General features: G+C 46.4%; 25 protein-coding genes. 3 read left to right on the forward strand and 22 right to left on the reverse strand.

The features are described 5' to 3' along the window. Window positions 1-65 precede the first annotated feature (65 nt). The 22 genes from hisIE to M4I42_RS02185 form a co-directional block, all read right to left on the reverse strand. The gene (gene hisIE / locus M4I42_RS02080) at window positions 66-695 is read right to left on the reverse strand and encodes a bifunctional phosphoribosyl-AMP cyclohydrolase/phosphoribosyl-ATP diphosphatase HisIE (protein ID WP_268850592.1); all 630 of its coding nucleotides are present in this window, start codon (window positions 693-695) and stop codon (window positions 66-68) included. Further along, the gene (hisF, locus tag M4I42_RS02085; protein ID WP_268850593.1) at window positions 692-1,450 is read right to left on the reverse strand and encodes an imidazole glycerol phosphate synthase subunit HisF; all 759 of its coding nucleotides are present in this window, start codon (window positions 1,448-1,450) and stop codon (window positions 692-694) included. Before hisF ends, hisIE begins: the two co-directional genes overlap by 4 nt. Further along, a complete protein-coding gene (gene hisA, locus M4I42_RS02090) occupies window positions 1,447-2,181 on the reverse strand; it encodes a 1-(5-phosphoribosyl)-5-[(5-phosphoribosylamino)methylideneamino]imidazole-4-carboxamide isomerase (RefSeq protein WP_268850640.1) in 735 nt (244 codons plus the stop codon). The genes hisF and hisA overlap by 4 nt, the downstream gene beginning before the upstream one ends. Further along, window positions 2,181-2,816 carry an imidazole glycerol phosphate synthase subunit HisH gene (hisH, locus tag M4I42_RS02095; RefSeq protein WP_268850594.1) on the reverse strand — a complete coding sequence of 212 codons (636 nt, stop codon included), beginning with the start codon at window positions 2,814-2,816 and terminating at the stop codon, window positions 2,181-2,183. Before hisH ends, hisA begins: the two co-directional genes overlap by 1 nt. Next, window positions 2,817-3,404: an imidazoleglycerol-phosphate dehydratase HisB gene (gene hisB, locus M4I42_RS02100; RefSeq protein ID WP_268850595.1), complete on the reverse strand. Its 588-nt coding sequence runs from the start codon at window positions 3,402-3,404 to the stop codon at window positions 2,817-2,819. Further along, window positions 3,401-4,669, reverse strand: coding sequence for a histidinol dehydrogenase (hisD, locus tag M4I42_RS02105; RefSeq protein ID WP_268850596.1), 1,269 nt, complete (start codon window positions 4,667-4,669; stop codon window positions 3,401-3,403). Before hisD ends, hisB begins: the two co-directional genes overlap by 4 nt. Then, on the reverse strand, window positions 4,666-5,301 hold the full coding sequence (gene hisG, locus M4I42_RS02110; RefSeq protein ID WP_183252913.1) for an ATP phosphoribosyltransferase: 636 nt from the start codon (window positions 5,299-5,301) through the stop codon (window positions 4,666-4,668). The genes hisD and hisG overlap by 4 nt, the downstream gene beginning before the upstream one ends. Before the next feature lie 3 nt (window positions 5,302-5,304). Next, window positions 5,305-6,486 carry an ATP phosphoribosyltransferase regulatory subunit gene (locus M4I42_RS02115; RefSeq protein WP_268850641.1) on the reverse strand — a complete coding sequence of 394 codons (1,182 nt, stop codon included), beginning with the start codon at window positions 6,484-6,486 and terminating at the stop codon, window positions 5,305-5,307. Between the two features lie 331 nt (window positions 6,487-6,817). Then, on the reverse strand, window positions 6,818-7,408 hold the full coding sequence (locus M4I42_RS02120; RefSeq protein WP_268850597.1) for a VanZ family protein: 591 nt from the start codon (window positions 7,406-7,408) through the stop codon (window positions 6,818-6,820). 282 nt (window positions 7,409-7,690) lie between these two features. Further along, window positions 7,691-8,101 carry a hypothetical protein gene (locus tag M4I42_RS02125; RefSeq protein WP_268850598.1) on the reverse strand — a complete coding sequence of 137 codons (411 nt, stop codon included), beginning with the start codon at window positions 8,099-8,101 and terminating at the stop codon, window positions 7,691-7,693. A gap of 405 nt (window positions 8,102-8,506) precedes the next feature. Next, a complete protein-coding gene (locus tag M4I42_RS02130) occupies window positions 8,507-9,004 on the reverse strand; it encodes an acyltransferase (RefSeq protein WP_268850599.1) in 498 nt (165 codons plus the stop codon). Continuing rightward, entirely contained in the window at window positions 9,001-9,648 is a 648-nt protein-coding gene (gene ppaX, locus M4I42_RS02135) for a pyrophosphatase PpaX (RefSeq protein WP_268850600.1), read from the reverse strand. Before ppaX ends, M4I42_RS02130 begins: the two co-directional genes overlap by 4 nt. Then, on the reverse strand, window positions 9,648-10,583 hold the full coding sequence (locus tag M4I42_RS02140) for a nucleoside recognition domain-containing protein (RefSeq protein WP_268850601.1): 936 nt from the start codon (window positions 10,581-10,583) through the stop codon (window positions 9,648-9,650). Before M4I42_RS02140 ends, ppaX begins: the two co-directional genes overlap by 1 nt. 17 nt (window positions 10,584-10,600) lie before the next feature. Then, entirely contained in the window at window positions 10,601-11,410 is an 810-nt protein-coding gene (lgt, locus tag M4I42_RS02145) for a prolipoprotein diacylglyceryl transferase (RefSeq protein WP_268850602.1), read from the reverse strand. 17 nt (window positions 11,411-11,427) lie between these two features. Further along, window positions 11,428-12,363 (reverse strand): HPr(Ser) kinase/phosphatase, encoded by a 936-nt coding sequence (gene hprK / locus M4I42_RS02150; protein ID WP_268850603.1) that lies wholly within the window; start codon window positions 12,361-12,363, stop codon window positions 11,428-11,430. Window positions 12,364-12,448: 85 nt separating this feature from the next. Then, a complete protein-coding gene (locus M4I42_RS02155; protein WP_268850604.1) occupies window positions 12,449-12,793 on the reverse strand; it encodes a phage holin family protein in 345 nt (114 codons plus the stop codon). Further along, window positions 12,790-12,987: a PspC domain-containing protein gene (locus tag M4I42_RS02160; RefSeq protein ID WP_268850605.1), complete on the reverse strand. Its 198-nt coding sequence runs from the start codon at window positions 12,985-12,987 to the stop codon at window positions 12,790-12,792. The genes M4I42_RS02155 and M4I42_RS02160 overlap by 4 nt, the downstream gene beginning before the upstream one ends. Then, window positions 12,984-13,313, reverse strand: coding sequence for a DUF4870 domain-containing protein (locus tag M4I42_RS02165; RefSeq protein ID WP_268850606.1), 330 nt, complete (start codon window positions 13,311-13,313; stop codon window positions 12,984-12,986). The genes M4I42_RS02160 and M4I42_RS02165 overlap by 4 nt, the downstream gene beginning before the upstream one ends. A gap of 79 nt (window positions 13,314-13,392) precedes the next feature. After that, complete coding sequence (gene uvrA / locus M4I42_RS02170) at window positions 13,393-16,257, reverse strand: excinuclease ABC subunit UvrA (RefSeq protein ID WP_268850607.1); 2,865 nt, start codon at window positions 16,255-16,257, stop codon at window positions 13,393-13,395. A gap of 10 nt (window positions 16,258-16,267) precedes the next feature. Further along, complete coding sequence (gene uvrB, locus M4I42_RS02175) at window positions 16,268-18,247, reverse strand: excinuclease ABC subunit UvrB (RefSeq protein ID WP_268850608.1); 1,980 nt, start codon at window positions 18,245-18,247, stop codon at window positions 16,268-16,270. Between the two features lie 128 nt (window positions 18,248-18,375). Further along, on the reverse strand, window positions 18,376-18,597 hold the full coding sequence (locus M4I42_RS02180) for a CsbA family protein (RefSeq protein ID WP_268850609.1): 222 nt from the start codon (window positions 18,595-18,597) through the stop codon (window positions 18,376-18,378). A gap of 16 nt (window positions 18,598-18,613) precedes the next feature. Beyond that, complete coding sequence (locus tag M4I42_RS02185; RefSeq protein WP_268850610.1) at window positions 18,614-19,807, reverse strand: PDZ domain-containing protein; 1,194 nt, start codon at window positions 19,805-19,807, stop codon at window positions 18,614-18,616. Window positions 19,808-20,013: 206 nt separating this feature from the next. On the opposite strand from M4I42_RS02185, the gene M4I42_RS02190 reads away from it, so the two are divergent. From M4I42_RS02190 to M4I42_RS02200, 3 genes are all read left to right on the forward strand, one after another. After that, window positions 20,014-20,514 carry a MerR family transcriptional regulator gene (locus M4I42_RS02190; RefSeq protein ID WP_183252885.1) on the forward strand — a complete coding sequence of 167 codons (501 nt, stop codon included), beginning with the start codon at window positions 20,014-20,016 and terminating at the stop codon, window positions 20,512-20,514. 164 nt (window positions 20,515-20,678) lie between these two features. Then, entirely contained in the window at window positions 20,679-22,367 is a 1,689-nt protein-coding gene (locus M4I42_RS02195) for a DUF6044 family protein (RefSeq protein WP_268850611.1), read from the forward strand. A 14-nt stretch (window positions 22,368-22,381) separates the two neighbouring features. Then, on the forward strand, window positions 22,382-23,362 hold the full coding sequence (locus M4I42_RS02200; protein ID WP_268850612.1) for a glycosyltransferase family 2 protein: 981 nt from the start codon (window positions 22,382-22,384) through the stop codon (window positions 23,360-23,362). The last annotated feature ends 9 nt before the right edge of the window (window positions 23,363-23,371 follow it).

The following is a 23,371-nucleotide window of genomic DNA, read 5'->3' on the forward strand; positions in this document are numbered from 1 at the left end:
TGGAACATTTCCAAAAAAATAAAAGAAGCTAGCTCACCATCACCGGATGATGAGCCAGCTTCCGCTCATTTGCCCGCATGCCGTTCCGTTAACACCGCCAACACGGCATCAAGCGGCAGCTTTTGTTCACGCAACAACACAAGCAAATGATACAATAAATCGGCTACTTCCCATTTCAGCTCTTCCGGGTTGCGATTTTTCGCGGCAATAATCACTTCCGCCGCTTCTTCGCCCACTTTCTTTAATATTTTATCGACACCTTTGTCAAACAAATACGTCGTATAAGCCCCTTCTGGACGTTCCGCTTCCCTTGCCGCGATCACCTTTTCTAGTTCATTAATAATCGCAAAGCGCTGCGCCGATCGCTCAACGTGTTCCCCATTGAGCCGGTTCGAAAAGCACGAATAACTTCCTGTATGGCAAGCCGGTCCCGCCGGTTCCACGAGAACGAGCAACGCATCGCAATCGCAATCGTAGCGCATCTCGACAATGCGCTGCGTATGACCGGACGTCTCCCCTTTATGCCAAAGCGCTTGGCGCGAGCGACTGTAAAACCACGTTTCTCCCGTTTCTAACGATTTTTTCAACGATTCTTCATTCATATAAGCTAATGTTAACACTTCTTTGCTTTGCGCATCTTGGACGATGGCAGGCACTAACCCTTGTTCGTTAAAGCGAATGTTGACTTCGTTCATCGGACGTTCACCCCTTGCTGGCGCAAATAATGTTTCACTTCGCGCACCGACGTTTCTTTATAATGAAAAATCGAGGCAGCCAACGCGGCATCCGCTTTTCCTTCGACGAACGCAGCGAGAAAATGTTCCGCGCTTCCTGCTCCGCCGGAGGCGATAACCGGAACGGACACCGCTTCGCTCACCGTTTTCGTCAATGCTAAATCAAAGCCGTTTTTCCCGCCATCACAATCCATGCTCGTCAATAAAATTTCGCCAGCACCACGCGCTACCGCTTCTTGCGCCCATTCGACGACTTCTCGTTCGGTAGCGTTGCGCCCGCCGTGCGTATATACACGCCAAGAACCGATTGTTTCATCATATTTCGCATCAATCGCCACAACGATGCATTGCGAACCAAAAAAGTCGGCGCCTTCATTAATGAGCTGAGGATTTTTCACAGCTGCTGTATTGAGCGACACTTTGTCTGCTCCGGCGCGCAAAATTTTTTTCATATCGTCAAGCGAATGAATGCCGCCGCCAACCGTAAATGGAATTGCCAGCTGCGCCGCCACTTGCTCCACGACTTCCACCATCGTTTTCCGTCCTTCATGCGAAGCGGAAATGTCTAAAAAAACTAACTCATCGGCGCCTTGTTCATCGTAAAACTTCGCCAATTCCACTGGATCGCCGGCATCGCGCAATTGCACGAATTGCACGCCTTTCACGACGCGGCCGTCTTTTACATCCAAACATGGAATAATCCGCTTTGTAATCATTGCTGCACCACCTTTAACGCTTCTGCGAGCGTAAATTGCTTCGTATACAATGCTTTACCGACAATCGCCCCGACGACGCCGTCCGCCGTATATGCCGCCAACGTCCGCAAATCTTCAAGTGAACTGACCCCGCCGGAAGCAATAACGCGCTTTCCCGTCGCGCGCGCCATTTCGACTACCGCTTTTACATTCGGTCCCGACAGCATCCCATCGGTTGCGATGTCTGTAAAAATGAATGTTTCGGCTCCCGCGCTCGCCAGCTCTTTTCCCAGTTCTGTCGCCTTCACGTTCGATGTGTTCAGCCATCCTTCCGTCGCCACAAACCCGTTTTTCGCATCAATGCCAATCGCAATTCGTTCGCCATACGTCGCAAGCATGTTTTTCACAAACGCCGGATTGGCGATGGCGGCACTGCCTAAAATGACGCGGGCAACCCCATTTTCCAAATAATACGCGACATCTTCTTCCGTGCGAATGCCGCCGCCAATTTGTACATTCACGTTTAAATGTTCAACAATTTCGAGCACAAAGCGGTCATTCACGCGCTTTCCTTCTTTTGCCCCATCCAAATCGACCATATGGATCCATTGTGCGCCTTGTTCTGCAAACAAGCGCGCCATTTCAAACGGTGAATCGCCGTAGACCGTTTCTTTATTATAGTCTCCTTGCAGTAGACGGACACATTTGCCGCCGCGCATATCAATCGCTGGATAAATCGTAAATGCCGCCATCACGCTTTTCCCTCGCCTTCGACGATGATCGCATAGTTTTTTAATATTTTCATGCCGATTTCGCTACTTTTTTCCGGGTGAAATTGCGTGCCAAACACATGCCCTTTGCCGACAACGGCCGGGACGTCGACATCATATGTGCTGCTGGCCAAAACAACCGAATCGTCATCGGTATCGACATAATACGAATGAACGAAATACACGTACCCTTCTTCGACGTTCGTAAGCAGCGGGGACGGATGGCGAAATTGCAGGCGGTTCCAGCCCATGTGTGGCACTTTGTACGTTTCGCCGTTTGCGGTGACGCCCGGAAAACGAACGACGCGACCTTTTAACAGCTGTAATCCTTCCGTCAAGCCGTTTTCTTCACTTTCTTCAAACAACAGCTGCATCCCGAGGCAAATGCCAAACAGCGGCATTCCCTCACGGACAGCAGCGCGGATAAAGGACGCCAAGCCCGTTTCGTTTAAAATGTGCATCGCATCGCGAAACGAGCCGACACCCGGCAAAATGAGGCCTTTCGTTTGTTTCAGTTGCTGCGGGTCGCCCGAAATGACATATTCATAGTTTAGTCGTTCTAACGCTTTGCTGACGCTGTATAAGTTGCCCATCCCATAGTCAATAATACCGATCATTTACAACATTCCTTTCGTTGATGGAACTCCTTTGACGCGCGGGTCGATCATTGTAGCTTCGTCTAAGGCGCGCCCTAACGCTTTAAACATCGCTTCAATCATATGATGCGTGTTGCGGCCGTAATGAACGATGACGTGCAAATTCATGCGCGCCTCTAAGGCGAGTTTCCATAAAAATTCATGCACTAACTCGACATCAAACGTTCCGACTTTTTGGCTTTTAAACTCGCCACGAAACTCAAAGTGCGGCCGGTTACTTAAATCGACGACAACTTGCGCCAACGCTTCATCCATCGGCACAAATGCGTTGCCGTACCGCTTAATCCCTTTTTTATCGCCGAGCGCCTCGCGCAGTGCCTGTCCTAAGCAAATGCCGATATCTTCTGTCGTATGGTGGTCATCGATATCGGTGTCGCCTTTTGCTCGAATGTGTAAGTCGAACTGCCCGTGCTTCGCAAATAAATCGAGCATATGGGTTAAAAACGGCACCCCTGTTTCTAGTTGAGCGTTTCCTTCGCCGTCAATCGTTAGTTCCAGTTGAATGTCTGTTTCGTTTGTCGTTCGTGAAATGGCTGCTTTTCGCATCACACCGTCCCCCTTGCCTCAATTGCCCGCGCATGCGCCTCTAACCCTTCCGCTCTAGCAAACGCGGCAATTTTTTTCCCGTTCTCTTTTAACGCTTGCTCGCTATAGAAAATGATGCTTGATTTTTTGACAAACTCATCGACACTTAAGCCGCTAGAAAATCGAGCGGTGCCGTTTGTCGGCAATACGTGGTTCGGTCCTGCGAAATAATCGCCGACAGGTTCGGAACTGAAGCGGCCTAAAAAAATCGCTCCGGCATGGCGAATTTGTCCGAGAACGAGCATCGGTTCTGCGGTTATTATTTCTAAATGCTCTGGCGCCAGCTCGTTGACGACCGCAATCGCTTCTTCGAGTGTATCCGTCACATAAATCGCTCCGTATCGCGCAATGGAAGCTGCCGCAATCGCTTTTCGCGGCAACGTTTCAAGCTGTTTTTGCACTTCATTTGCCACTTCGATCGCCAATTTCATTGACGGCGTGACCAAAATGCTTGAAGCGCGCTCATCGTGTTCCGCTTGTGACAAAAGGTCCGCTGCAATTTCATTCGCTTTCGCGGTTTCATCGGCTAATACGACAATTTCGCTCGGCCCTGCGATCATATCAATGGCTACTTGCCCGAACACTTCCCGCTTCGCGAGCGCCACGTAAATGTTGCCTGGACCAAAAATTTTATCGACCGGCTGAATCGTTTCCGTTCCGTAAGCAAGCGCCGCAATCGCTTGGGCGCCGCCCACTTTATATATTTCTTTCACTCCTAATTCATGGGCCGCCACTAACACGCCGGCCGGCAACGTGCCTTGCTTGTTCGGCGGAGAAACGATGACAATCCGCTTCACTCCCGCAACTTGCGCCGGAATGACGTTCATCAAGACAGACGATGGATACGCTGCCGTCCCCCCCGGAACGTACAGTCCAACCGCATCCAACGGCGTGATTTTTTGCCCAAGAATCGTTCCATCTTCTTTTGTCGTCATCCATGATTCGCGCTTTTGCCGCTCGTGATAATCACGAATATTCGCTGCTGCTTCACGAAGGATCGCCAGCATGTCCTCGCTTATTTCTTTGTAAGCTGCTTCGATTTCCGACTCCGATACAAGCAAAGAATCCAATGTTACTTGGTCAAATTTCTCGGTATACATTTTTAATGCGGTGTCTCCATGTGTGCGAACATCGTGAATGATGTTTTGAACGGCCCGTCTTTGCTCTTCCGTACCTGTTTCAATCGTCCGCCGCAATGAGAGACGTCCCGTTACTCGTTCAATTTTCATGATTCATCCTCCTCGTTCGTAATCACCGCTGATAACCGTTCGACCATTTCATCGATTTTGTCATCTTTCATCCGGTAGCTAACGGGATTGACGATTAATCGTGAAGTCACATCGGAAATTTTTTCAAATTCGACTAGACCGTTTTCTTTTAATGTTCGACCGGTTGAGACAATGTCAACAATCCGATCCGCCAAACCGATCAGCGGAGCAAGCTCAATCGACCCGTTTAGCGGAATGATCTCGACTTGCTCTCCTTGTTCGCGAAAATAGCTCGAAGCGATGTTCGGATATTTCGTCGCAACGCGCGGTGCGATATCGTTCAGGCGGCTGTTCGGAAGGCCAGCCACCGCTAAATGACATTTACTAATGTGTAAATCTAATAGTTCGTATACATCGCGCTCTTCTTCAAGCAACACATCTTTTCCAGCGATCCCTAAATCGGCGACGCCATGTTCGACATATGTGACAACATCCATCGGTTTTGCGAGGATGAAGCGCATTCCTTCTTCTGGAACATCAATCATGAGTTTACGCGACTCGGCAAATTCAGGCGGAAGCGCATATCCTGCTTTTCGCAACAACTCGAGCGCCTCTTCAAAGATGCGTCCTTTCGGCATAGCAATCGTCAGCATCGCCTATTCCTCCCTTCCATTGCTTCCAAGCAAATACGTAATCGGTTCGTACCGCTTGCTGTAGGCGTCAATATCGCGAATGCCGGCAATATGTTGCAACACGACTTTTTTTCCTTCGCGTCGTTTTTCGTTCGCCAACTGAATCGCCTCGGCAAATCGCTCTTGGCTGAAAATGATGCATTCGATGTTCTCTTCCACGTCCATCTCCTGAAGCGCTTCGATTAAGCGGTCAAGGCGGATGCTAAAACCTGTTGCCGGCGCTTTGCACGAAAATTTTTCTAACAACTCATCGTAACGCCCGCCGTTTCCGAGCGGAAACCCGACACCGTCTGCATATACTTCAAACAAAATGCCCGTATAGTAGCTCATATGGCTGACGAGCGTCATATCCATTTTCACGGTATCGGCCACACCAAACAACCGGAGTGCATGCCACAGCGCAGAAAGCTCCTCCACCGCATTGATTCCTTCTTCGGTATGAACGAGTTCGCGAGCGCTCGAAAGCACTGTATCGTCTCCGCGCAAGTCAAGAAGTTTTAGGAGGCGCTGCTGATCGATCGATGAAAGCGGCAACGATTTGACATGGTTGCGATAACCGACGTAATTTTTTTCATATAAAAACCGGCGCAGCACGTTGGCACGTTCTTCGTTCCCTAAAATCTCCAAAAACAAAGCGTTCACATAGCCAATGTGGCCGACCGCTACTGTAAAACGCTGCAATCCCGTTTGTTCTAAAGCGGCAATCATTAAACGAATCACTTCCGCATCAGCGGTCACGGTGCCATCACCGATGCACTCAACGCCGATTTGTTCAAACTCTGCCGGACGGCCGCCTTCACGTTGCTGAGCGCGAAACACGTTCGCATGGTACGCAAGGCGAAGCGGGTTTCCGTTTTGATAAAGTCTTGATGCTGCTAATCGGGCAATCGGTGCGGTCATATCAGGACGCAACACAAGCGTATGCCCTTGTTGATCCAAAAGTTTAAACAATCGATGGTCGGCAATGGCTGAAGCCGAACCAACCGTTTCGTAATATTCCAATGTCGGCGTTTCAATAAACTCGTACCCCCATTGTTCAATTTCGTTCGTCATCGCTTGACGGACACGCTTTTTGACTTTATATAAAAACGGCAATGTATCGCGCATGCCGAGCGGTTTTTCAAACATAAACAACTTTGACATGATCACACGTCCTTTTTTCGATACTTTAGTTTGCTAATATGGTAGAGAAGTGAAGTTATTTGTAGTTTACTCCTTTGCGGCCGCAGCGTCAAGGGGGAACGTCGCCTAAACAATGAAACGGGCAAGACTGCCGCCAAAAAAACAGCACTTGCCCGCCTCTATCCACTTTCTCTATAACCCCATATAAATGTTTGATATGTTTGGTAAATTCCTATCATCCTTATAAGACTTTTTTAAGTTTTCCATTCGCATGGTCGATTGGTTCTTCACCAAAAGCTGTACTTGATTTTTCCGCAACACTGTCCTTCTAAAAAAGAACAGACAAAATGATAAGCTATTCCTTGAATCTCAAATTGTTCGTAAAACGAGATAAATCAATATTCCTTTTAATTGAAGGAATAGTTATCCGATATATCAGGTAACCAAATTGTCCTCCCAATGTGTTCAATATCACATCATCGACATCTACTGCTTTATAATGATAATTTAATATCAAAGAAATTAAGAACTGCATAGATTCAATCATTAATGAGCATAAACAAACGATGAAAGATACTCTTTTAAAGCTATTCATTCTATAAAATAAAAGTGGTAGATATATTCCTAAAGGAAGCAACAACAAAAAGTTGCCCCCTATTTGTACGAAACTTGTTCCAAGTGAGTGTAACGATAATATCTTTGCAATAGACAAAAAAGGAACGAAATTCATTGAACTCTCGATATTACTTATTTTTAAGTCATGTAACAACTCCTTTTGGAAGGGAATGGGGAACAAGGTAATACCAATAACAACAACAACATGAATGTAAAAGATAACAAAAATTAAACTTTTTGAAAGTGGTATATTTTTACGATTTCTTTTAATAAGCAAAACAAATAAAGGAATAAAAAACAGGAAAACTATTGGGATATCAAAGGTTAACAAACAACTTCCCCCTAAACATCGTTTTTATTTTATCACGAGTGTTGATTATCCATTATTTTACTAAAAAACACAGAATCATATGACTGAACACAAGCTTTTCTGCCTCTTCCCTCGAACAAGAAGGCCGGCGGGCAAATGACATTTGCCCGCAAAGCGTTCATTGTTCGAGGAGGGCATGCGTACAGCATGCCCAGTCGGCAAGCGAACCGCTTGCCGACTACGGCAGAAAAGCTAGGAATAGAGCGATGTCAACTGGTTTTTAATGGTTAATCAACACGCCTGTTATTTTATATATAATTTGGAACCGGATTGACTCTTAACATATGTGCCATCTGATGTTTTAGATAGTTTTATATAATAGTCACCTTCTCCTACATTACTCCAAGTAATCGTTTTATTTCCCGAGCGGGGAGCTTTATTAGAGCCAATATAATCATCCGACCAAAATCCATCTCTATATAGGGCTACGTTAAATGTATCTGTAGTGTCAAAAGTATTATTACAATTGTAATCACGACACGCTACCGAGTAAAACACTCCGACTAAATCTTTACCACCTGTGAAACTTCTTGTTTGACCTGTTAAACCTGTTTCAAAAAAGTAAGATATAGAATAACTACTTCCTGCGGCCAAAGCTATTGTGGGTAGCACTAGTAATAAACTAAGTGCAATTGGCGAAAATAGTTTTTTCATATACTCTCATCTCCTTTTAATCAATTTATTTGGTTCATCACCGAAAGATGTACTTGACTTTTAAAGTAAATTATGATATCGACATTATTCAAATAAGACGAATGGTAAAAAATGAAAAAAATGATCGTTTTAATTTTACGTATCATGAACATTTTTCTTTGTCAAGTACATTTTGTGGTGAAGAGCCATTTATTTCTATTAAAAGAAATATTTATATAAATTATAAAAACAAAAAAAAAATAGAATCAACACTTTTTTGTCCTGTCACCAAAAGTTTAATACTTTAACCATTGGTGCTATATAAATACAACTGGGAGGTTTAACTTATGGCTGACGAAAAAGCAGACTCTCTATTTTTTCGATTCTTTTGTTTCCTATTTCCCGAAATGAAAAAACGCCTCCCGCTTAATTGGAAGGCGGTTCGTTTATGCGGATGACGCGCATCGGATTGCCGGCTACGAAAGCGCCGGCCGGTACGTCTTTATGAACGAGCGTGCCAGCGCCGACAACCGCCCGGTCCCCGATCGTCACGCCGGGCAAAATCGTCGTATTCGCACCGATCATCACTTCATCCCCGATGACGACCGGACCGAGCCGATACTCGTCAATTAAATATTCGTGCGCCAAAATCGTCGTATTATAACCGATAATCGAGTTGCGGCCGATCTTAATTTTTTCCGGAAACATAATATCCGGCATGACCATAAAAGCAAGCGCTGTTTTTTCGCCGATTTTCATGCCTAAAAACGTGCGATACAGCCAATTTTTCAGCGGCATAAACGGCGTATAGCGCCCGATTTGAATGACGATCACATTTTTAAACACTTTCCAAAAGGAAACCGTCCGGTAAATTTGCCAAAGCGAATTCGCGCCGGATACCGGATATTTCGTCGTTCGTCTCAAACTGATTCCACCCCTACAATGCGCAGTAAATCGCTCATTTTTTCGAGCATAAAATCCGGTTCGTACTTCTCTAAATATTCCCGTCCTTTAATCGTCCATGCCACGCCGGCTGTTTTCGTTCCCGCTTGTTTTCCCGCTAAAATATCGTGATAATTATCGCCGACCATTATCGCTTCCTCCGGCTTGGAGTCCAACAGCTCGAGCGCCTTTAAAATCGGCTCTGGATGCGGCTTAGCGTTTTTTACATCATCGAGTCCGACGACGCAATGAAAAAACGGATCGAGCTTCGTTCGCTTTAATCCCATGATCGCCGTCGCATTGATTTTCGTCGTCACGACCCCTAAGCGAAATCCGTTACGATACAACGCTTCAATCGTTTCATACACCGTTTCGTATTCCCTCACCAGTGCATCGTGCTGCGCATGATTAAAGGCGCGATACGTTGCGATCATTTCTTGCACGCGCGCCTCATCCAGTGCGGCAAACGTATCATAAAGCGGCGGGCCGATAAACGGCAACACGTCTTCCCGCTTATATTTTCCAGGATAGTACGTTTCTAACGTATGCAAAAACGATTGAATAATGAGTTCGTTTGTATCGATTAACGTGCCATCTAAATCAAATAAAATCGTGCGAATATTCATCAGACAGCTTCCTTTCTTCTCGTTTGTACAATGCGATTCCAAGTGAAGCTAGCGGCAACCGTCAATATAATAGCCGTTGTGAGGCGAATGAGCAACAGCGGCCATACCGGAATGCCGAGCGGCACGAACAATAACGTGTCTTCGACAACAGCATGACAAGCGGAAAGAAAAAGGAACGCGAGCGTGACATCTTTTTTCGATACGCCGTCTTCTTTTACCGCTTGAATCATCACTCCTGCTCCATACGCCAGCCCGAATAAAAGCCCTGCCGCCAACGTCATCGACGTATTTTCTTTCATTCCAAGCGCTTTCGTGACTGGAGCCATCCAGCGAGAGAATACGTCAAGCCATTTCAAATCTTTTAGCATTTGAATGCCGACCATTAATGGAATGACGATCATCGCTAATTGAACGATACCAACAAACGCTTTTTGAACACCAGCGAGAATGACATCGCTCCAACTCGTGAATTGTTCTCCTGAATTAGAAATAAAGCCGTACTGGGCGATGTCGTTCCCGCCCTGCCAAGCAAGATGAATGAAAAAAGCGGAGACGATCGCTAAGCTTACACGAACAGCTACGGCTAACACGACGTTGACTCCGACTTTCCCCGCAACAGTCACTTCAACAAGCAAATTGTGCGAAAACGAAAGCATGACAGCCAAAATCAACACTTCTTTCACCGTCAAATGGAGCGTCAAGATCGCGCCGATTCCAGCATATAAATTCAAAAAATTCCCAAGTACAAGCGGAATCGCCGCATCGCCGGGCAAGCCGATCCATTTCATCAATGGAGTAACAAACCGAATGAGCCACTGCAAAATCGGCGTATGCTGCAACAGCGATACGATTAACGTAACTGGGAAAATGATTTTACCAAGCGTCCACGTCGTTTTGGCCCCCACAGCCAACCCTTTTTTGATCGTCCCCAACAACCTCGTTCTCTCCTTTTCTAGTCTAAATAACGCGCCTCCGCTAATCCTTTTGCTCTTCGGACAATCCAAATGCTTACTGCAAGCAAAATCAACGAAATCGACATCACTTGGGCGATGCGAAGATGGGCTGTTAACATTAAACTATCCGTCCGCATACCTTCGATAAAAAAGCGGCCGATCGAATACCAAATAAGGTAGCTTAAAAACAGTTCCCCGCGCCGTAAATTGACGCGACGGAGCATCAAAAGTAACAAAAATCCAATAAAATTCCAAATGGATTCGTATAAAAACGTCGGGTGGTAATATTGACCGTTAATATACATTTGATTAATAATAAATTCCGGCAAATGCAAGCTTTCAAGAAACTCCCTCGTCACCGGTCCGCCGTGCGCCTCTTGATTCATAAAGTTTCCCCAACGGCCGATCGCCTGCCCTAAAATAATGCTCGGTGCGGCAATGTCGGCCAGCTTCCAAAACGACAATCCGCGCCGCTTCGCAAACACAATTCCCGTGATGATCGCTCCAATTAATCCGCCGTGAATCGCCAGCCCACCTTCCCAAATTTTCGGAATTTCAGAAAGATGTTTCGAATAGTAATCCCATTCAAAAATGACGTAATACGTACGCGCGCAAACAATCGCAATCGGCACTGCCAACAAAACAAGATCAACGAACGTTTCTTTGGATAATCCGCGCTTGACGGCTTCTCTTGTGGCAAGCCACAATCCAAGCAGCACCCCTGTTCCGATAATCACCCCATACCAATAAATTGTAATCGGACCGAGATGTAAAAATACGCGATCTAATGGCTGAATTGATGTATCCAACAATATCTCCTCCTCGCTTATTCGTAATCATGCTCTCCGTCTTCGATCGCATCGGTTAAACGCGCAGAAAATTCTTCCGCTGCGTTGACTCCCATTCGCTTCAATCGGAAGTTCATCGCTGCTACTTCAATGATGACCGCTAAATTTCTCCCAGGTCTTACAGGAATCGTCAGCTTTGTAATTTCCGTATCAATGATTTTCACTTTTTCCTCTTCTAAACCTAAACGGTCGTATTGTTTGTTCGGGTCCCATAGCTCTAAATCGACGACTAACGAAATGCGTTTATGCGTCCGGACCGCTCCGGCACCAAACAATGTCATCATATTAATAATGCCTAACCCGCGAATTTCCAGCAGATGTTCAATGAGTTCTGGCGCGCTTCCGACGAGAACCCCTTCATCTTCTTGACGAATTTCGACGCAATCATCCGCGACAAGCCGGTGCCCACGTTTGACTAATTCAAGCGCTGTTTCACTTTTCCCAACTCCGCTTTTTCCGGTAATCAATACACCGACCCCGTACACATCAACTAATACGCCGTGCACAGCGGTCGTTGGCGCCAGCTTGCTTTCTAAAAAATTTGTGAGCCGGCTTGAAAGGCGTGTCGTTTTCATCGTCGAACGCATGACAGGAACAGAATGGCGCTCAGATGCCTCGATTAATTCTTGAGGAACATCGAGCCCGCGCGATACAATAATGCCTGGCGTAATATCGGTACAAAGCTTTTCCATGCGAATTTTCTTTTCACGCGGATTTAATTTTTCAAAAAAAGAAAGCTCCGTTTTTCCTAACAATTGAATCCGCTCCGCCGGATAATAAGCGAAATACCCCGCCATTTCAATGCCCGGGCGCGACAAATCGCTCGTTGTAATCGGACGATGCACTCCTTCCGCCCCGCTAATTAATTCGAGCTGGAACTTTTCGATCAAATCTTTTGTCCGCACTTTTGGCATCCAAATCCCTCCTTTGCTTTTTCCATTTTAACACTTTTTGAGACGCGTGTGAAAAAAGAAAACGTTCACGCACATGCGGAACGTTTTAATCTTGATCGCTGATCGCATCAATCACGACGTGGAATAGAGAAAGGGCTAATGAAGCGAATAAGGCGGCGCCAAACCCATCAATCGTAAACAAGTCTCCCATCAACCATGACGTTAGTAAAAGGGTCAACGCATTAATCACAAATAGAAATAATCCGAACGTCAAAATCGTCACAGGGAGCGTCAGCAAAATTAAAACCGGCTTCACTACGATATTTAGTAGCGACAGCAAGAAACTAGCCAAAAGCGCGGCACCGATGCCCGACAGATGAATCGAATGAAAGTAACCCGCCAGCGCCATTAGCAGCACAGCGTTGACAATAATATGCGCCAACCACTTCATGACTCCATCCCCTCATTCGGTATGACAAAAACGGCCAGCACGTATAACAAGGCAAACGGCATTACACCAGTGAGGAGAAGAAGGGCGATAAAAATCAGCCGAACAACGGCGGCATCCATTTGCACATATTGGGCAATGCCGCTTAATACTCCGGCGAACATCCGGTCATGCAACGGACGAACTAATTTTTTCATTGGTAATTTCCTCCTGGTTCTTGCAATACTTTAATTCCTTTTATAATGTTCCAAATTGCGACGATGACATGCGCAATTCCTCCGCCAATCATTCCAAAAAGCCACCAAGCGAAAAAGGTGTCGTTTTCACTCATTCCAAGGACGATGACCATAATCGCACTAAAGGCAAAGAGGACGATTGGAATGCAATGCGAAAGCAACGATGTTCTCGCATGCCGCTTTACTCGCTCATGTTTCGTGACAAAATAGACGATAATCGGGAATAAAAATGGAGCAAACAAGACACTAAAATAACATAATGCCGCTACTAATTTATTTCCTTCCATTATTTCCAACTCCTTTCTTTTTACTTATACATACGATGCACGTTCATAAAAGTTTCAATCATATAAAAAACGCCGAGCATTATACGCTCGGCACTTCGTACATCGCGCTCATCCGCTTCCGGTCGCGCTCTAAAATCGGTTTTAAATATTGGCCGGTATAAGAACTTTCCACTTGTGCGACTTCTTCCGGCGTTCCAACCGCAACAATTTGCCCACCTTGGTCGCCGCCTTCTGGACCAAGGTCAATAATGTAGTCCGCCGCTTTAATGACATCGAGATTATGCTCGATGACAAGCACCGTATCCCCGTTATCGACGAGCCGCTGCAACACTTTTAACAATCGAGCAATATCATCAACATGTAGCCCAGTTGTCGGCTCATCTAAAATATAGAGCGTGCGGCCGGTCGAGCGTCTGTGCAATTCGGAAGCGAGCTTCACCCGCTGCGCTTCCCCGCCGGATAAAGTCGTCGCCGGCTGGCCAAGTTGAATATAGCCTAAGCCGACATCGTAAATCGTCTGCAATTTCCGCTTAATTTTCGGGATATTTTCGAAGAACGCAAGCGCATCTTCGACCGTCATCTCTAGCACTTCGGCGATGTTTTTATCTTTATATTTCACTTCGAGCGTTTCCCGGTTATATCGTTTGCCGTGGCATACTTCACATGGAACGTACACATCCGGCAAAAAGTGCATTTCAATTTTAATAATGCCATCACCGCGGCACGCCTCACAGCGCCCGCCTTTCACATTAAAGCTGAATCTTCCTTTTTGATAGCCGCGCACTTTCGCTTCATTCGTCGCCGCAAACACTTCGCGAATGTCATCAAAGACGCCCGTGTACGTCGCTGGGTTTGAACGCGGCGTCCGCCCGATTGGCGATTGGTCGATATCGATGACTTTATCTAAATGCTCGATGCCGCGGATTTCTTTATGTTCACCCGGTTTTGCTTTTGCGCGCTGCAGCTTTTGCGCCAATGCTTTATGCAAAATTTCATTCACAAGCGTGCTTTTCCCGGAACCAGACACGCCGGTAACAGCTACAAACATGCCGAGCGGAATTTTGACGGATACGTTTTTTAAATTGTTTTCCTTTGCACCGATGATTTCGATCCAGCGCCCGTCCGGCTTGCGGCGCTCCGGCGGAAGCGGAATAAATTTTTTCCCTGATAAATATTGCCCTGTCAGCGAATTCGGGTTGTTCATCACTTCTTGCGGCGTTCCAGCTGCGACCACTTGACCGCCGTGAATGCCAGCGCCCGGGCCGATGTCAATGAGATAATCTGCCGCCAGCATCGTATCTTCGTCATGCTCGACGACGATAAGCGTATTGCCGAGATCTCTCATGCTTTTTAATGTCGTAATCAAGCGGTCGTTATCGCGCTGATGAAGGCCGATCGACGGCTCGTCCAAAATGTACAGCACGCCGGTTAAGCGCGAGCCGATTTGCGTAGCTAAGCGGATGCGCTGCGCCTCTCCGCCTGACAGCGTGCCCGCTGAACGGTTTAACGTCAAATAATCAAGGCCGACGTTTTGCAAAAAGCCGAGCCGCTCGATAATTTCACGCAAAATCATGTGGGCGATTTTTTGCTCTTTTTCGCTCAGCTTTAGCGTTCGGAAAAATTCGAGCGCTTCCGTGACGGAAAACGCCGTCACTTCTCCGATATGCTTGCCGCCGACCAATACGGCTAAACTTTCTTTTTTCAGCCGATTGCCTTTACATGTCGGACATGGTTGTTCCGCCATATATTTTTCCATTTGTTCGCGAATATAATCGGAACTCGTTTCGCGGTAGCGCCGCTCAATGTTGCGAATGACGCCTTCAAATTCGATGTCATTTTCGCGAACTTGGCCAAAATCGTTTTCATAACGGAAATAAATTTTTTCGCCGTTGCTGCCGTATAAAAGGCGGTCGAGTTGCGCTTTAGGCAGCTCTTTCACCGGAACGTCCATATCGATGTTGTAATGGCGGCATACCGCTTCTAACAGCTGCGGATAATATTGCGAGCTTTGTGGCTCCCACGGAGCGATCGCATGCTCACGCAACGTTAATTCCTCATTCGGAATGACTAAATCGCGATCGACTTCCAATTTCGCTCCTAAGCCGTCGCATTCCGGACATGCCCCGTACGGACTGTTGAACGAAAAGAGGCGCGGCTCTAGCTCACCGATCGAAAAGCCGCAATACGGACACGCATGGCGTTCACTAAACAGCAATTCTTCTTCGCCGACGACGTCGATAATGACTTTGCCGTCGGCCAATTTCAACGCTGTTTCGAGCGAATCCGCTAAGCGCGAGGCGATGCCTTCTTTCACGACAATGCGGTCAACGACGACTTCAATCGAATGTTTTTTATTTTTTTCTAGGACAATGTCATCCGTTAGTTCGCGCATTTCCCCGTTGATGCGCACGCGCACGTATCCTTGCTTTTTCATGTCTTCAAGCGTTTTCGCATGCGTCCCTTTCCGTCCAGAAACGATCGGGGCTAATACTTGAATTTTCGTCCGTTCCGGATACGCTAAAATGCGGTCGACCATTTGTTCAATCGTTTGCGACGTAATTTCAATGCCGTGCTCCGGACAAACGGGGCGGCCGATACGGGCAAACAAGAGGCGCAAATAGTCGTAAATTTCCGTCACCGTCCCAACCGTTGATCGCGGGTTGCGGCTTGTCGTTTTTTGGTCAATCGAAATCGCTGGCGACAACCCTTCAATCGCATCGACGTCGGGTTTATCCATTTGCCCTAAAAACTGGCGGGCATACGCCGACAACGATTCGACGTAGCGGCGCTGCCCTTCGGCGTAAATCGTATCAAAGGCGAGCGACGATTTTCCGGAACCGGATAAGCCGGTCAGCACAACGAGCTGATCGCGCGGAATTTCGACGTCAATATTTTTTAAGTTGTGCGCCCGTGCTCCTTTAATAATAATTTTATCCATTGCCATACGCTTCCGATCATCCTTCCACTTTAAGCTCAAAAATTAAATCGCGCAGTTCGGCCGCGCGTTCAAAATCAAGCGCTTTGGCCGCTTCTTTCATCTCTTTTTCCAAGCTTGCAATGAGTTTTTCCCGTTCTTTTTTCGTCAGTTTGCTGTAGTCTTGTTTCGATTCGTACGTTTCTTGCTGCTCGGCTGCGTACGTGGCGCGAATAACATCGCGAATACCTTTTTTGATCGTTTGCGGCACGATGCCATGTTCGCGGTTATACGCTTCTTGAATCGCCCGGCGCCGCTTCGTTTCGTTAATGGCGATTTCCATCGATTTCGTGATCGTATCCGCGTACATAATGACGTGGCCGTTCGCGTTGCGGGCGGCGCGACCAATTGTTTGGATGAGCGAGCGCTCCGAGCGCAAAAATCCTTCTTTGTCGGCATCTAAAATCGCCACGAGCGATACTTCTGGAATATCTAGCCCTTCCCGTAATAAGTTAATGCCGACGAGCACATCGTATTTACCTAACCGTAAATCGCGAATAATTTCAATCCGTTCCAACGTTTTAATTTCGGAATGCAAATACGCTACTTTCATGCCGATGTCTTTCAAATAGTCGGTCAAATCTTCAGCCATTTTTTTCGTGAGCGTCGTCACAAGTGTTCGTTCATTCCGCTTAATGCGCTCGTGAATTTCTCCGACTAAATCGTCAATTTGCCCGCGAATCGGACGAACATCAATTGTCGGGTCAAGCAAGCCGGTTGGGCGAATAATTTGCTCAACAACTTCTGGGCTATGCTCAAGCTCGTATGGACCTGGCGTTGCCGATACGTAAATGACTTGGTTGATTTTTTGCTCAAACTCTTCGAACGTGAGCGGGCGGTTATCGAGCGCCGACGGCAAGCGGAAGCCGTGATCGACGAGCACTTGCTTGCGCGCCTTATCGCCGTTATACATACCGCGAATTTGCGGCACCGTCACGTGCGATTCATCAATGACGATGAGAAAGTCGTCTGGAAAATAATCTAACAGCGTATACGGCGTCGAACCGGGCGGACGCAACGCTAAATGGCGGGAATAGTTTTCAATCCCGGAACAAAACCCCATTTCCCGCATCATTTCCAAGTCGTAGCGCGTCCGCTGCTCCAACCGCTGCGCTTCTAACAGCTTGCCTTGCTCCCGTAGTTCTTGCAGCCGCTGTTCCAACTCCTGTTCAATGCTTTGAATCGCTAGCTGCATTTTTTCCTCACGCGTGACGAAGTGGGACGCCGGAAAAATCGCGACATGTTCCCGCTCTCCGATCACTTCGCCTGTCAGTGCATCCACTTCGCGAATCCGGTCAATTTCATCACCGAAAAATTCGATGCGAATGCAATGTTCATCGCGCGACGCTGGGAAAATTTCAACAACGTCACCGCGCACGCGAAACGTACCGCGATGGAAATCAATATCGTTTCGTGTATATTGCACATCAACGAGGCGGCGCAATAGCTCGTTCCGTTCAATCTCCATGCCAGTGCGTAACGAAACGACGAGTTCGCGATATTCTTCCGGCGAACCTAAGCCGTAAATACATGACACACTCGCAACGATAATGACATCGCGCCGTTCAAACAGCGCCGATGTCGCTGAGTGCCGAAGTTTATCGATTTCATCGTTAATGCTCGCATCTTTTTCGATATACGTATCCGTCTGCGGGACATATGCTTCCGGCTGGTAGTAATCGTAGTAGCTGACAAAATATTCAACCGCGTTGTTCGGAAAAAATTCTTTCAACTCGCTGTAAAGCTGGCCGGCCAACGTTTTATTATGAGCGATGACAAGCGTCGGTTTGTTCACTTGTTGAATGACGTTCGAAATCGTAAACGTCTTTCCTGTTCCCGTCGCTCCTAATAACGTTTGGTGCTTGACGCCATTTCGTATTCCTTCGACGAGTTTAGCGATCGCTTTCGGCTGATCGCCTCGCGGCTCGTAGGCGGACACTAACTCAAACTGATCGTTCACTGCACCAATCCTCCTATGCGCATTTATCCTATGTTTCATTGTATCATATCCAACAGGAAGATGCACAAAAACACGAACTTACATTCGTTTTTTCTCAAAAAAAAGTGCCTTCCAAACCGGAAAGCACGTTATTTTTTAAGATTTCTTACCATTTTTTCCGCATATAAAAACCCTGCCGCCGTCGAGGCGATGTCTGCCAAAATTTCGTGCAGCTCGTTCGTATAACCTTTCACGTAAGAGGTCACTAACAGCGCTACCGTCAGCAACGTCCCGACATAATGGTTGTACGTGACGCGCGTAAATAACAACACTAATAAAAACGGCACAATTAATGCAATGATAAACCACATATAAAAAACTCCTTCTCTACACCGCTTCCGATGTCCATTTTTCCCGATCTCGTACAAACAATAACCCAAGCTCATGGTGTTCGTCTTCATATAGCGCCCCTTGAACAAACCGAATTTCCCCGTTTTCATCCAACACTTCCAGTTTGCAATAGGCTCGGTTATGCTGGAGCGCCTCGTAAAACTCTTCTTCTGTTTTCACTGGCGTTCCGTTCACTCTCACGATGATTTCCCCGATTTTCAACGCCATTTTTTCCGCTTTTGAGTCTGGCAGAATACCTAAAATGACAAGCCCATGCGCCCGCTTCGCAAAATACGGCGGTTGCGCCTGGTCTTGCGTATGCTGCCAAAACGCGATCCATTCGCGCCCAAATAACGAAACAGCCGCCGCTACAATGACGAGCGAATGGTACCAATAGCTGGCGACGGCCAAAGCGCCGACGACCACAGCTAATCGAAGCACTCGCTGACCTGCAAGCTGAATGGAAGTATGCGGGTGCATGCCTTGCACGCGCTGCGAAAACCCGAGCAAAAACGGCACAAGCAAAAACGAATACGAACCATCGCCGGCTGGAAACAACGGCCACCACCAAAACGGAGAAGAAATGGACCCGTCTGGAATTGGCAACAACACCGGCACAAGCCAAAGCCGCTCTGTCCAATGCTCGCCGACCACTAACCCGCGCTTACTTTTCGCCAATTGCGGTGACGTCCCTTCCGCTCCGTTGCGCAAAATAAGCCACGCTTCTGCCAATAAAAGCAACGCCAGCAACACCGCGAAAGACGCGCCGTTCGTTTCTTGCAGCTTCGGAAAATAAACCGAAAAAAACGGTTTTGTTTTTTCGTATTTGGTGAAAACCGCTACTGCCAACATCGTCAACCCGAGCGTATAAGCGGGAGATAATAGTCGCATTTGCAACGTCAAGCCGAGCAAAGCCGTCACATAAAAAAGCAACAATCCCCCATCAGGTGGAACGACCACGCCTACTACAACCGTCAGAAGCGAAAGCAAAAGACCGACGCCAAGTCCGCTCCGCCAAAAAAACTTGCTTTCATGAAACCAATCATAGACGCGAATATGAAAAGATCGGCGCTCCCGTTTCACCCGACGCCATCCGACAAACGCCGCGAGCAAAATACCGTAATATAATAACGGCTGCAGCAATCCCCGGCCGATACCAGTCAGCAACTCCCTTATCCATTCCGACGCCATTTGTTTCCCCCCTGTAGTGAACGCTTCTCTTACTATCCATTCTATCAAATCCGCCAACTGCCTGCATACATTTTTCAAATTATTGGCGAATCGTTTCCTATTTCCACTTTCTTTGCCGAATGAACACTAGTTTTGTCAAGCTGAAAGGAAATATCATTCCGATGAAAAAATGATATAAACAAGAAAATAAAGAGGAGGAAAGAACAATGGAATTGAAAACAAGCAATGTCGCCAAACGGCTTGGGGTGTCGCCAAAAACCGTTCAGCGCTGGGTGAAAAGGTATAACATTCCGTGCCAAAAAAATGAGGCCGGCCATTACGTATTTGATGCCGAAACGATCGCATTGCTCGAACAAATTAAATTTGAACACGGTGCCGTTCTCGAAGAATTTGAGATCGAAGAAGAAAAGGAAAAAGTTCTATGTCCAGAAACATTTTTCTCCACCTATATCCAACCGCACCTTGACAAATTCACCTCACGCCTGCAACGCGTCGAACGACAGATGGACCAAAAAGCAGACGAAGTCGTTTCGTTCCAGATTTTGCAGCACCGCCAAGAAATTGAAGAACTCAACGCTTACATTCGTCAATTAGAACAACGTCTTGCTCTGTTAGAACAAATGAATCAAAAGCAAGAAACTGATGACACCTTGTCAAAAAAACAAAAACGCCGCGGCATGAGCCGGATTATGAACATGTTTGTTTAAACGATCACTTCTCACCCATATGCCCTCACAATCTTTTCACAAAAAATTGAGAGGGTTCTTCTTTTTTTCTCATACATTTCTTATTTTTTTTTAATCATTTTTATTTATAATGAATCCCGCTCTGTGAAAAACTAATATAACGCAGAAAGGGGTGGAGAACGTTCATGCAAGACAACTACCCACTCGAAAGAAAAGAACGAATGACCATATGGATCGCAATCTTCCTTTTAGCTCTTTATCTTTCTCCACTTTATATTCTTGGGGAAAATGCTCACATTCGCGTTCACGATAATTTAGATTCCAATATTGCTTGGTATAAGGTGCTCACACGAAGCGGGGAGTTGTTCGGACCTATCGATGCAAAAATTCCGCAAGTCATCAACGGATTGCCACGTAACGCTTACGGAACCGAATTTAGCGGCATCGTCTGGCTCCATGCGCTATTTCCATCCATGGTCGCGTATGCCTTAAGCCAAACGATTACGCGCGTGTTCGCGTTTTTAGGCATGTATTGGTTATTAAGACGTCATTTCTTGCCGGAAAAAGAGTCGTATCTCATTCGTGTCGGAGTAGCCTTGACGTTCGCTCTGACCCCATTTTGGCCGTCCGGCATGTTAAGTACGCTCGGCATGCCGCTTGCGCTTTGGGCGTTTCTAACCATTCGGCGGCGGCAAGCATCATGGAAAGAATGGCTCGTTCTTGCCCTTCTTCCATTTTACGCAAGTTTTGTGCTTGGCTTTTTCTTCTTTTTAACGGCGATGTTTCTTCTTTGGTTGCGTGATGCGATTGTCAAAAAGCAATGGAATTTTCCGTTTCTCGGTAGCATCGCATTCATGACAGGCGTGTTTTTAGCGATTGAATATCGCCTTGTTCATTCCTTGCTGTTCGGGGAAGAACCAACAAGTCGGAACGAGTTTGTTTCTTCGACACTCAGCTTTTGGCATACAATCCGTCTTGTCTTTAAAAACTATTTGCTCGGTCATACTCATGTGATGACGTTGCACACCTTTATCATTTTGCCTGTTTTGTTTATTGCTTTCGCTTTTGTGATCAAAAACCAAAAAGGAACACTGGAAAAACGGTTCTTATTTTTATTTATTTTGAATTTCGTCTTATCGGTCTGGTATGCGTTTTGGTTTTATAAAGGATGGCAGCCGTTGAAAGAGCGGTTTGCGTTGTTAAATACGTTTAATTTTGCGCGTTTTCACTTTCTGCGTCCGCTCGTCATCTATTTAGATTTTGCGTTAGCGTTGCAAATTCTTTGGCAACGAAAAGAAAAATGGCGGAAGATGGCCATTATTGCCCTTATTTTGCAAACGGTGCTGCTTGGGGCGTTTAACGAAGAAATTCGCTATCGAATCATCGGCACTCCGTCGTTTAAACAATTTTATGCCGAACATTTGTTTCGTGAAATCAAACAGTATATTGGAAAACCGCAAAGTTCTTATCGTGTCGCCAGCATCGGGCTGCATCCGGTCATTGCGCAATATAATGGCTTTTATACGCTTGATACGTATAACAACTTTTACCCGTTGTCTTACAAACATGAATTTCGCAAAATCATTGCAAAAGAACTGGATAAAAGTCCAGAGCTGAAAGACTACTTCGATCATTGGGGGAATCGCGTATACATTTTTTCGGCTGAGTTAGGAAAACATTACGATTTTCGCAAAACGTCCCATAAAAAAATTCGCCATTTAGAATTGAATACAGCCGTATTTAAAAAAATGGGAGGACGCTACCTCTTTTCGTCCGTGCCAATTATGAATGCAAAAGAAAACCATCTTCGCTTACTGAAAACGTTTGAAGACTCACAATCTGTCTGGAAAATTTATTTATATCAAGTCGAGTAAAGGGGGGAGATCTTGTGAAAAAACCGGTGTTAACGATCGTTGTACCATGTTATAACGAGGAAGATGTGTTTCAAGAAACGGCAAGACAACTAACAGCAGTGTTACAAAATTTGCAAACAGAACACCTTATTGCGCCGGAAAGCAAGCTTCTGTTTGTCGACGATGGAAGCCGTGACCGAACATGGTCACTCATTGTGGAAGAGAGCAAAAAAAACCCGTTTGTGACCGGCGTAAAACTATCGCGCAATTTCGGACATCAACGGGCGCTTCTTGCTGGGCTTGAAGCAGCAAAAGAATATTCCGATTGCGTCATTTCGATTGATGCGGATTTACAAGACGATGTTCGCGTCATTCGAGAGTTTGTCGTGAAATATTGGGAAGGCTTCGATATTGTGTACGGTGTACGCCGCAGCCGGGAAACCGATACATTTTTCAAACGGGCAACTGCACAAGGTTTTTACCGTTTGATGAAAAAAATCGGAATTCACCTTATTTACAACCACGCCGATTTTCGTTTAATGAGCAAACGGTCCTTAGAAGAACTAAGCCGCTACGGCGAAGCGAATGTGTTTTTGCGCGGAATCGTTCCATTGCTCGGGTTCCGCTCGACGGAAGTATTCTACGATCGGAAAGAACGTTTCGCTGGCGAGTCGAAATACCCGTTGAAAAAAATGTTGGCCTTTGCCTTTGATGGAATGACATCGTTTAGCGTGGCGCCGATTCGTTTCATTACGCTCATCGGCTTCCTTTCATTCCTTCTCAGCAGTGTCGCCGGCATTTATGCGTTAATCGTCAAACTATTAGGACATGCCCAATCAGGATGGACATCGTTGATGATCTCGATTTGGTTGATCGGAGGGCTTTTATTAATGAGTATGGGTTTAATTGGAGAATATATCGGTAAAATTTATCAAGAAGTGAAGCGTCGGCCACGGTTTACGATTGAAGAAAATCTATACAATAATACGCAGCAGAAAGAACGGGTGAACGTATGAATGCTTTCT

The organism is Anoxybacillus sp. J5B_2022, assembly GCF_026847645.1.
Lineage (GTDB): Bacteria > Bacillota > Bacilli > Bacillales > Anoxybacillaceae > Anoxybacteroides.

Coding starts and splice junctions, on each gene's coding strand:
- hisIE (WP_268850592.1), bottom strand. CDS start 695: ATGAACGAAGTCAACATTCGCTTTAACGAACAAGGGTTAGTGCCTGCC.
- hisF (WP_268850593.1), bottom strand. CDS start 1,450: ATGATTACAAAGCGGATTATTCCATGTTTGGATGTAAAAGACGGCCGC.
- hisA (WP_268850640.1), bottom strand. CDS start 2,181: ATGGCGGCATTTACGATTTATCCAGCGATTGATATGCGCGGCGGCAAA.
- hisH (WP_268850594.1), bottom strand. CDS start 2,816: ATGATCGGTATTATTGACTATGGGATGGGCAACTTATACAGCGTCAGC.
- hisD (WP_268850596.1), bottom strand. CDS start 4,669: ATGAAAATTGAACGAGTAACGGGACGTCTCTCATTGCGGCGGACGATT.
- hisG (WP_183252913.1), bottom strand. CDS start 5,301: ATGCTGACGATTGCTATGCCGAAAGGACGCATCTTTGAAGAGGCGCTC.
- M4I42_RS02125 (WP_268850598.1), bottom strand. CDS start 8,101: ATGAAAAAACTATTTTCGCCAATTGCACTTAGTTTATTACTAGTGCTA.
- ppaX (WP_268850600.1), bottom strand. CDS start 9,648: ATGAATATTCGCACGATTTTATTTGATTTAGATGGCACGTTAATCGAT.
- hprK (WP_268850603.1), bottom strand. CDS start 12,363: ATGCCAAAAGTGCGGACAAAAGATTTGATCGAAAAGTTCCAGCTCGAA.
- M4I42_RS02155 (WP_268850604.1), bottom strand. CDS start 12,793: ATGAAGTGGTTGGCGCATATTATTGTCAACGCTGTGCTGCTAATGGCG.
- M4I42_RS02160 (WP_268850605.1), bottom strand. CDS start 12,987: ATGAAAAAATTAGTTCGTCCGTTGCATGACCGGATGTTCGCCGGAGTA.
- M4I42_RS02165 (WP_268850606.1), bottom strand. CDS start 13,313: ATGGAAGGAAATAAATTAGTAGCGGCATTATGTTATTTTAGTGTCTTG.
- uvrA (WP_268850607.1), bottom strand. CDS start 16,257: ATGGCAATGGATAAAATTATTATTAAAGGAGCACGGGCGCACAACTTA.
- M4I42_RS02180 (WP_268850609.1), bottom strand. CDS start 18,597: ATGTGGTTTATCATTGCATTAATTGTGCCGTTTTTATTAGTGTTGTTA.
- M4I42_RS02185 (WP_268850610.1), bottom strand. CDS start 19,807: ATGGCGTCGGAATGGATAAGGGAGTTGCTGACTGGTATCGGCCGGGGA.
- M4I42_RS02190 (WP_183252885.1), top strand. CDS start 20,014: ATGGAATTGAAAACAAGCAATGTCGCCAAACGGCTTGGGGTGTCGCCA.
- M4I42_RS02195 (WP_268850611.1), top strand. CDS start 20,679: ATGCAAGACAACTACCCACTCGAAAGAAAAGAACGAATGACCATATGG.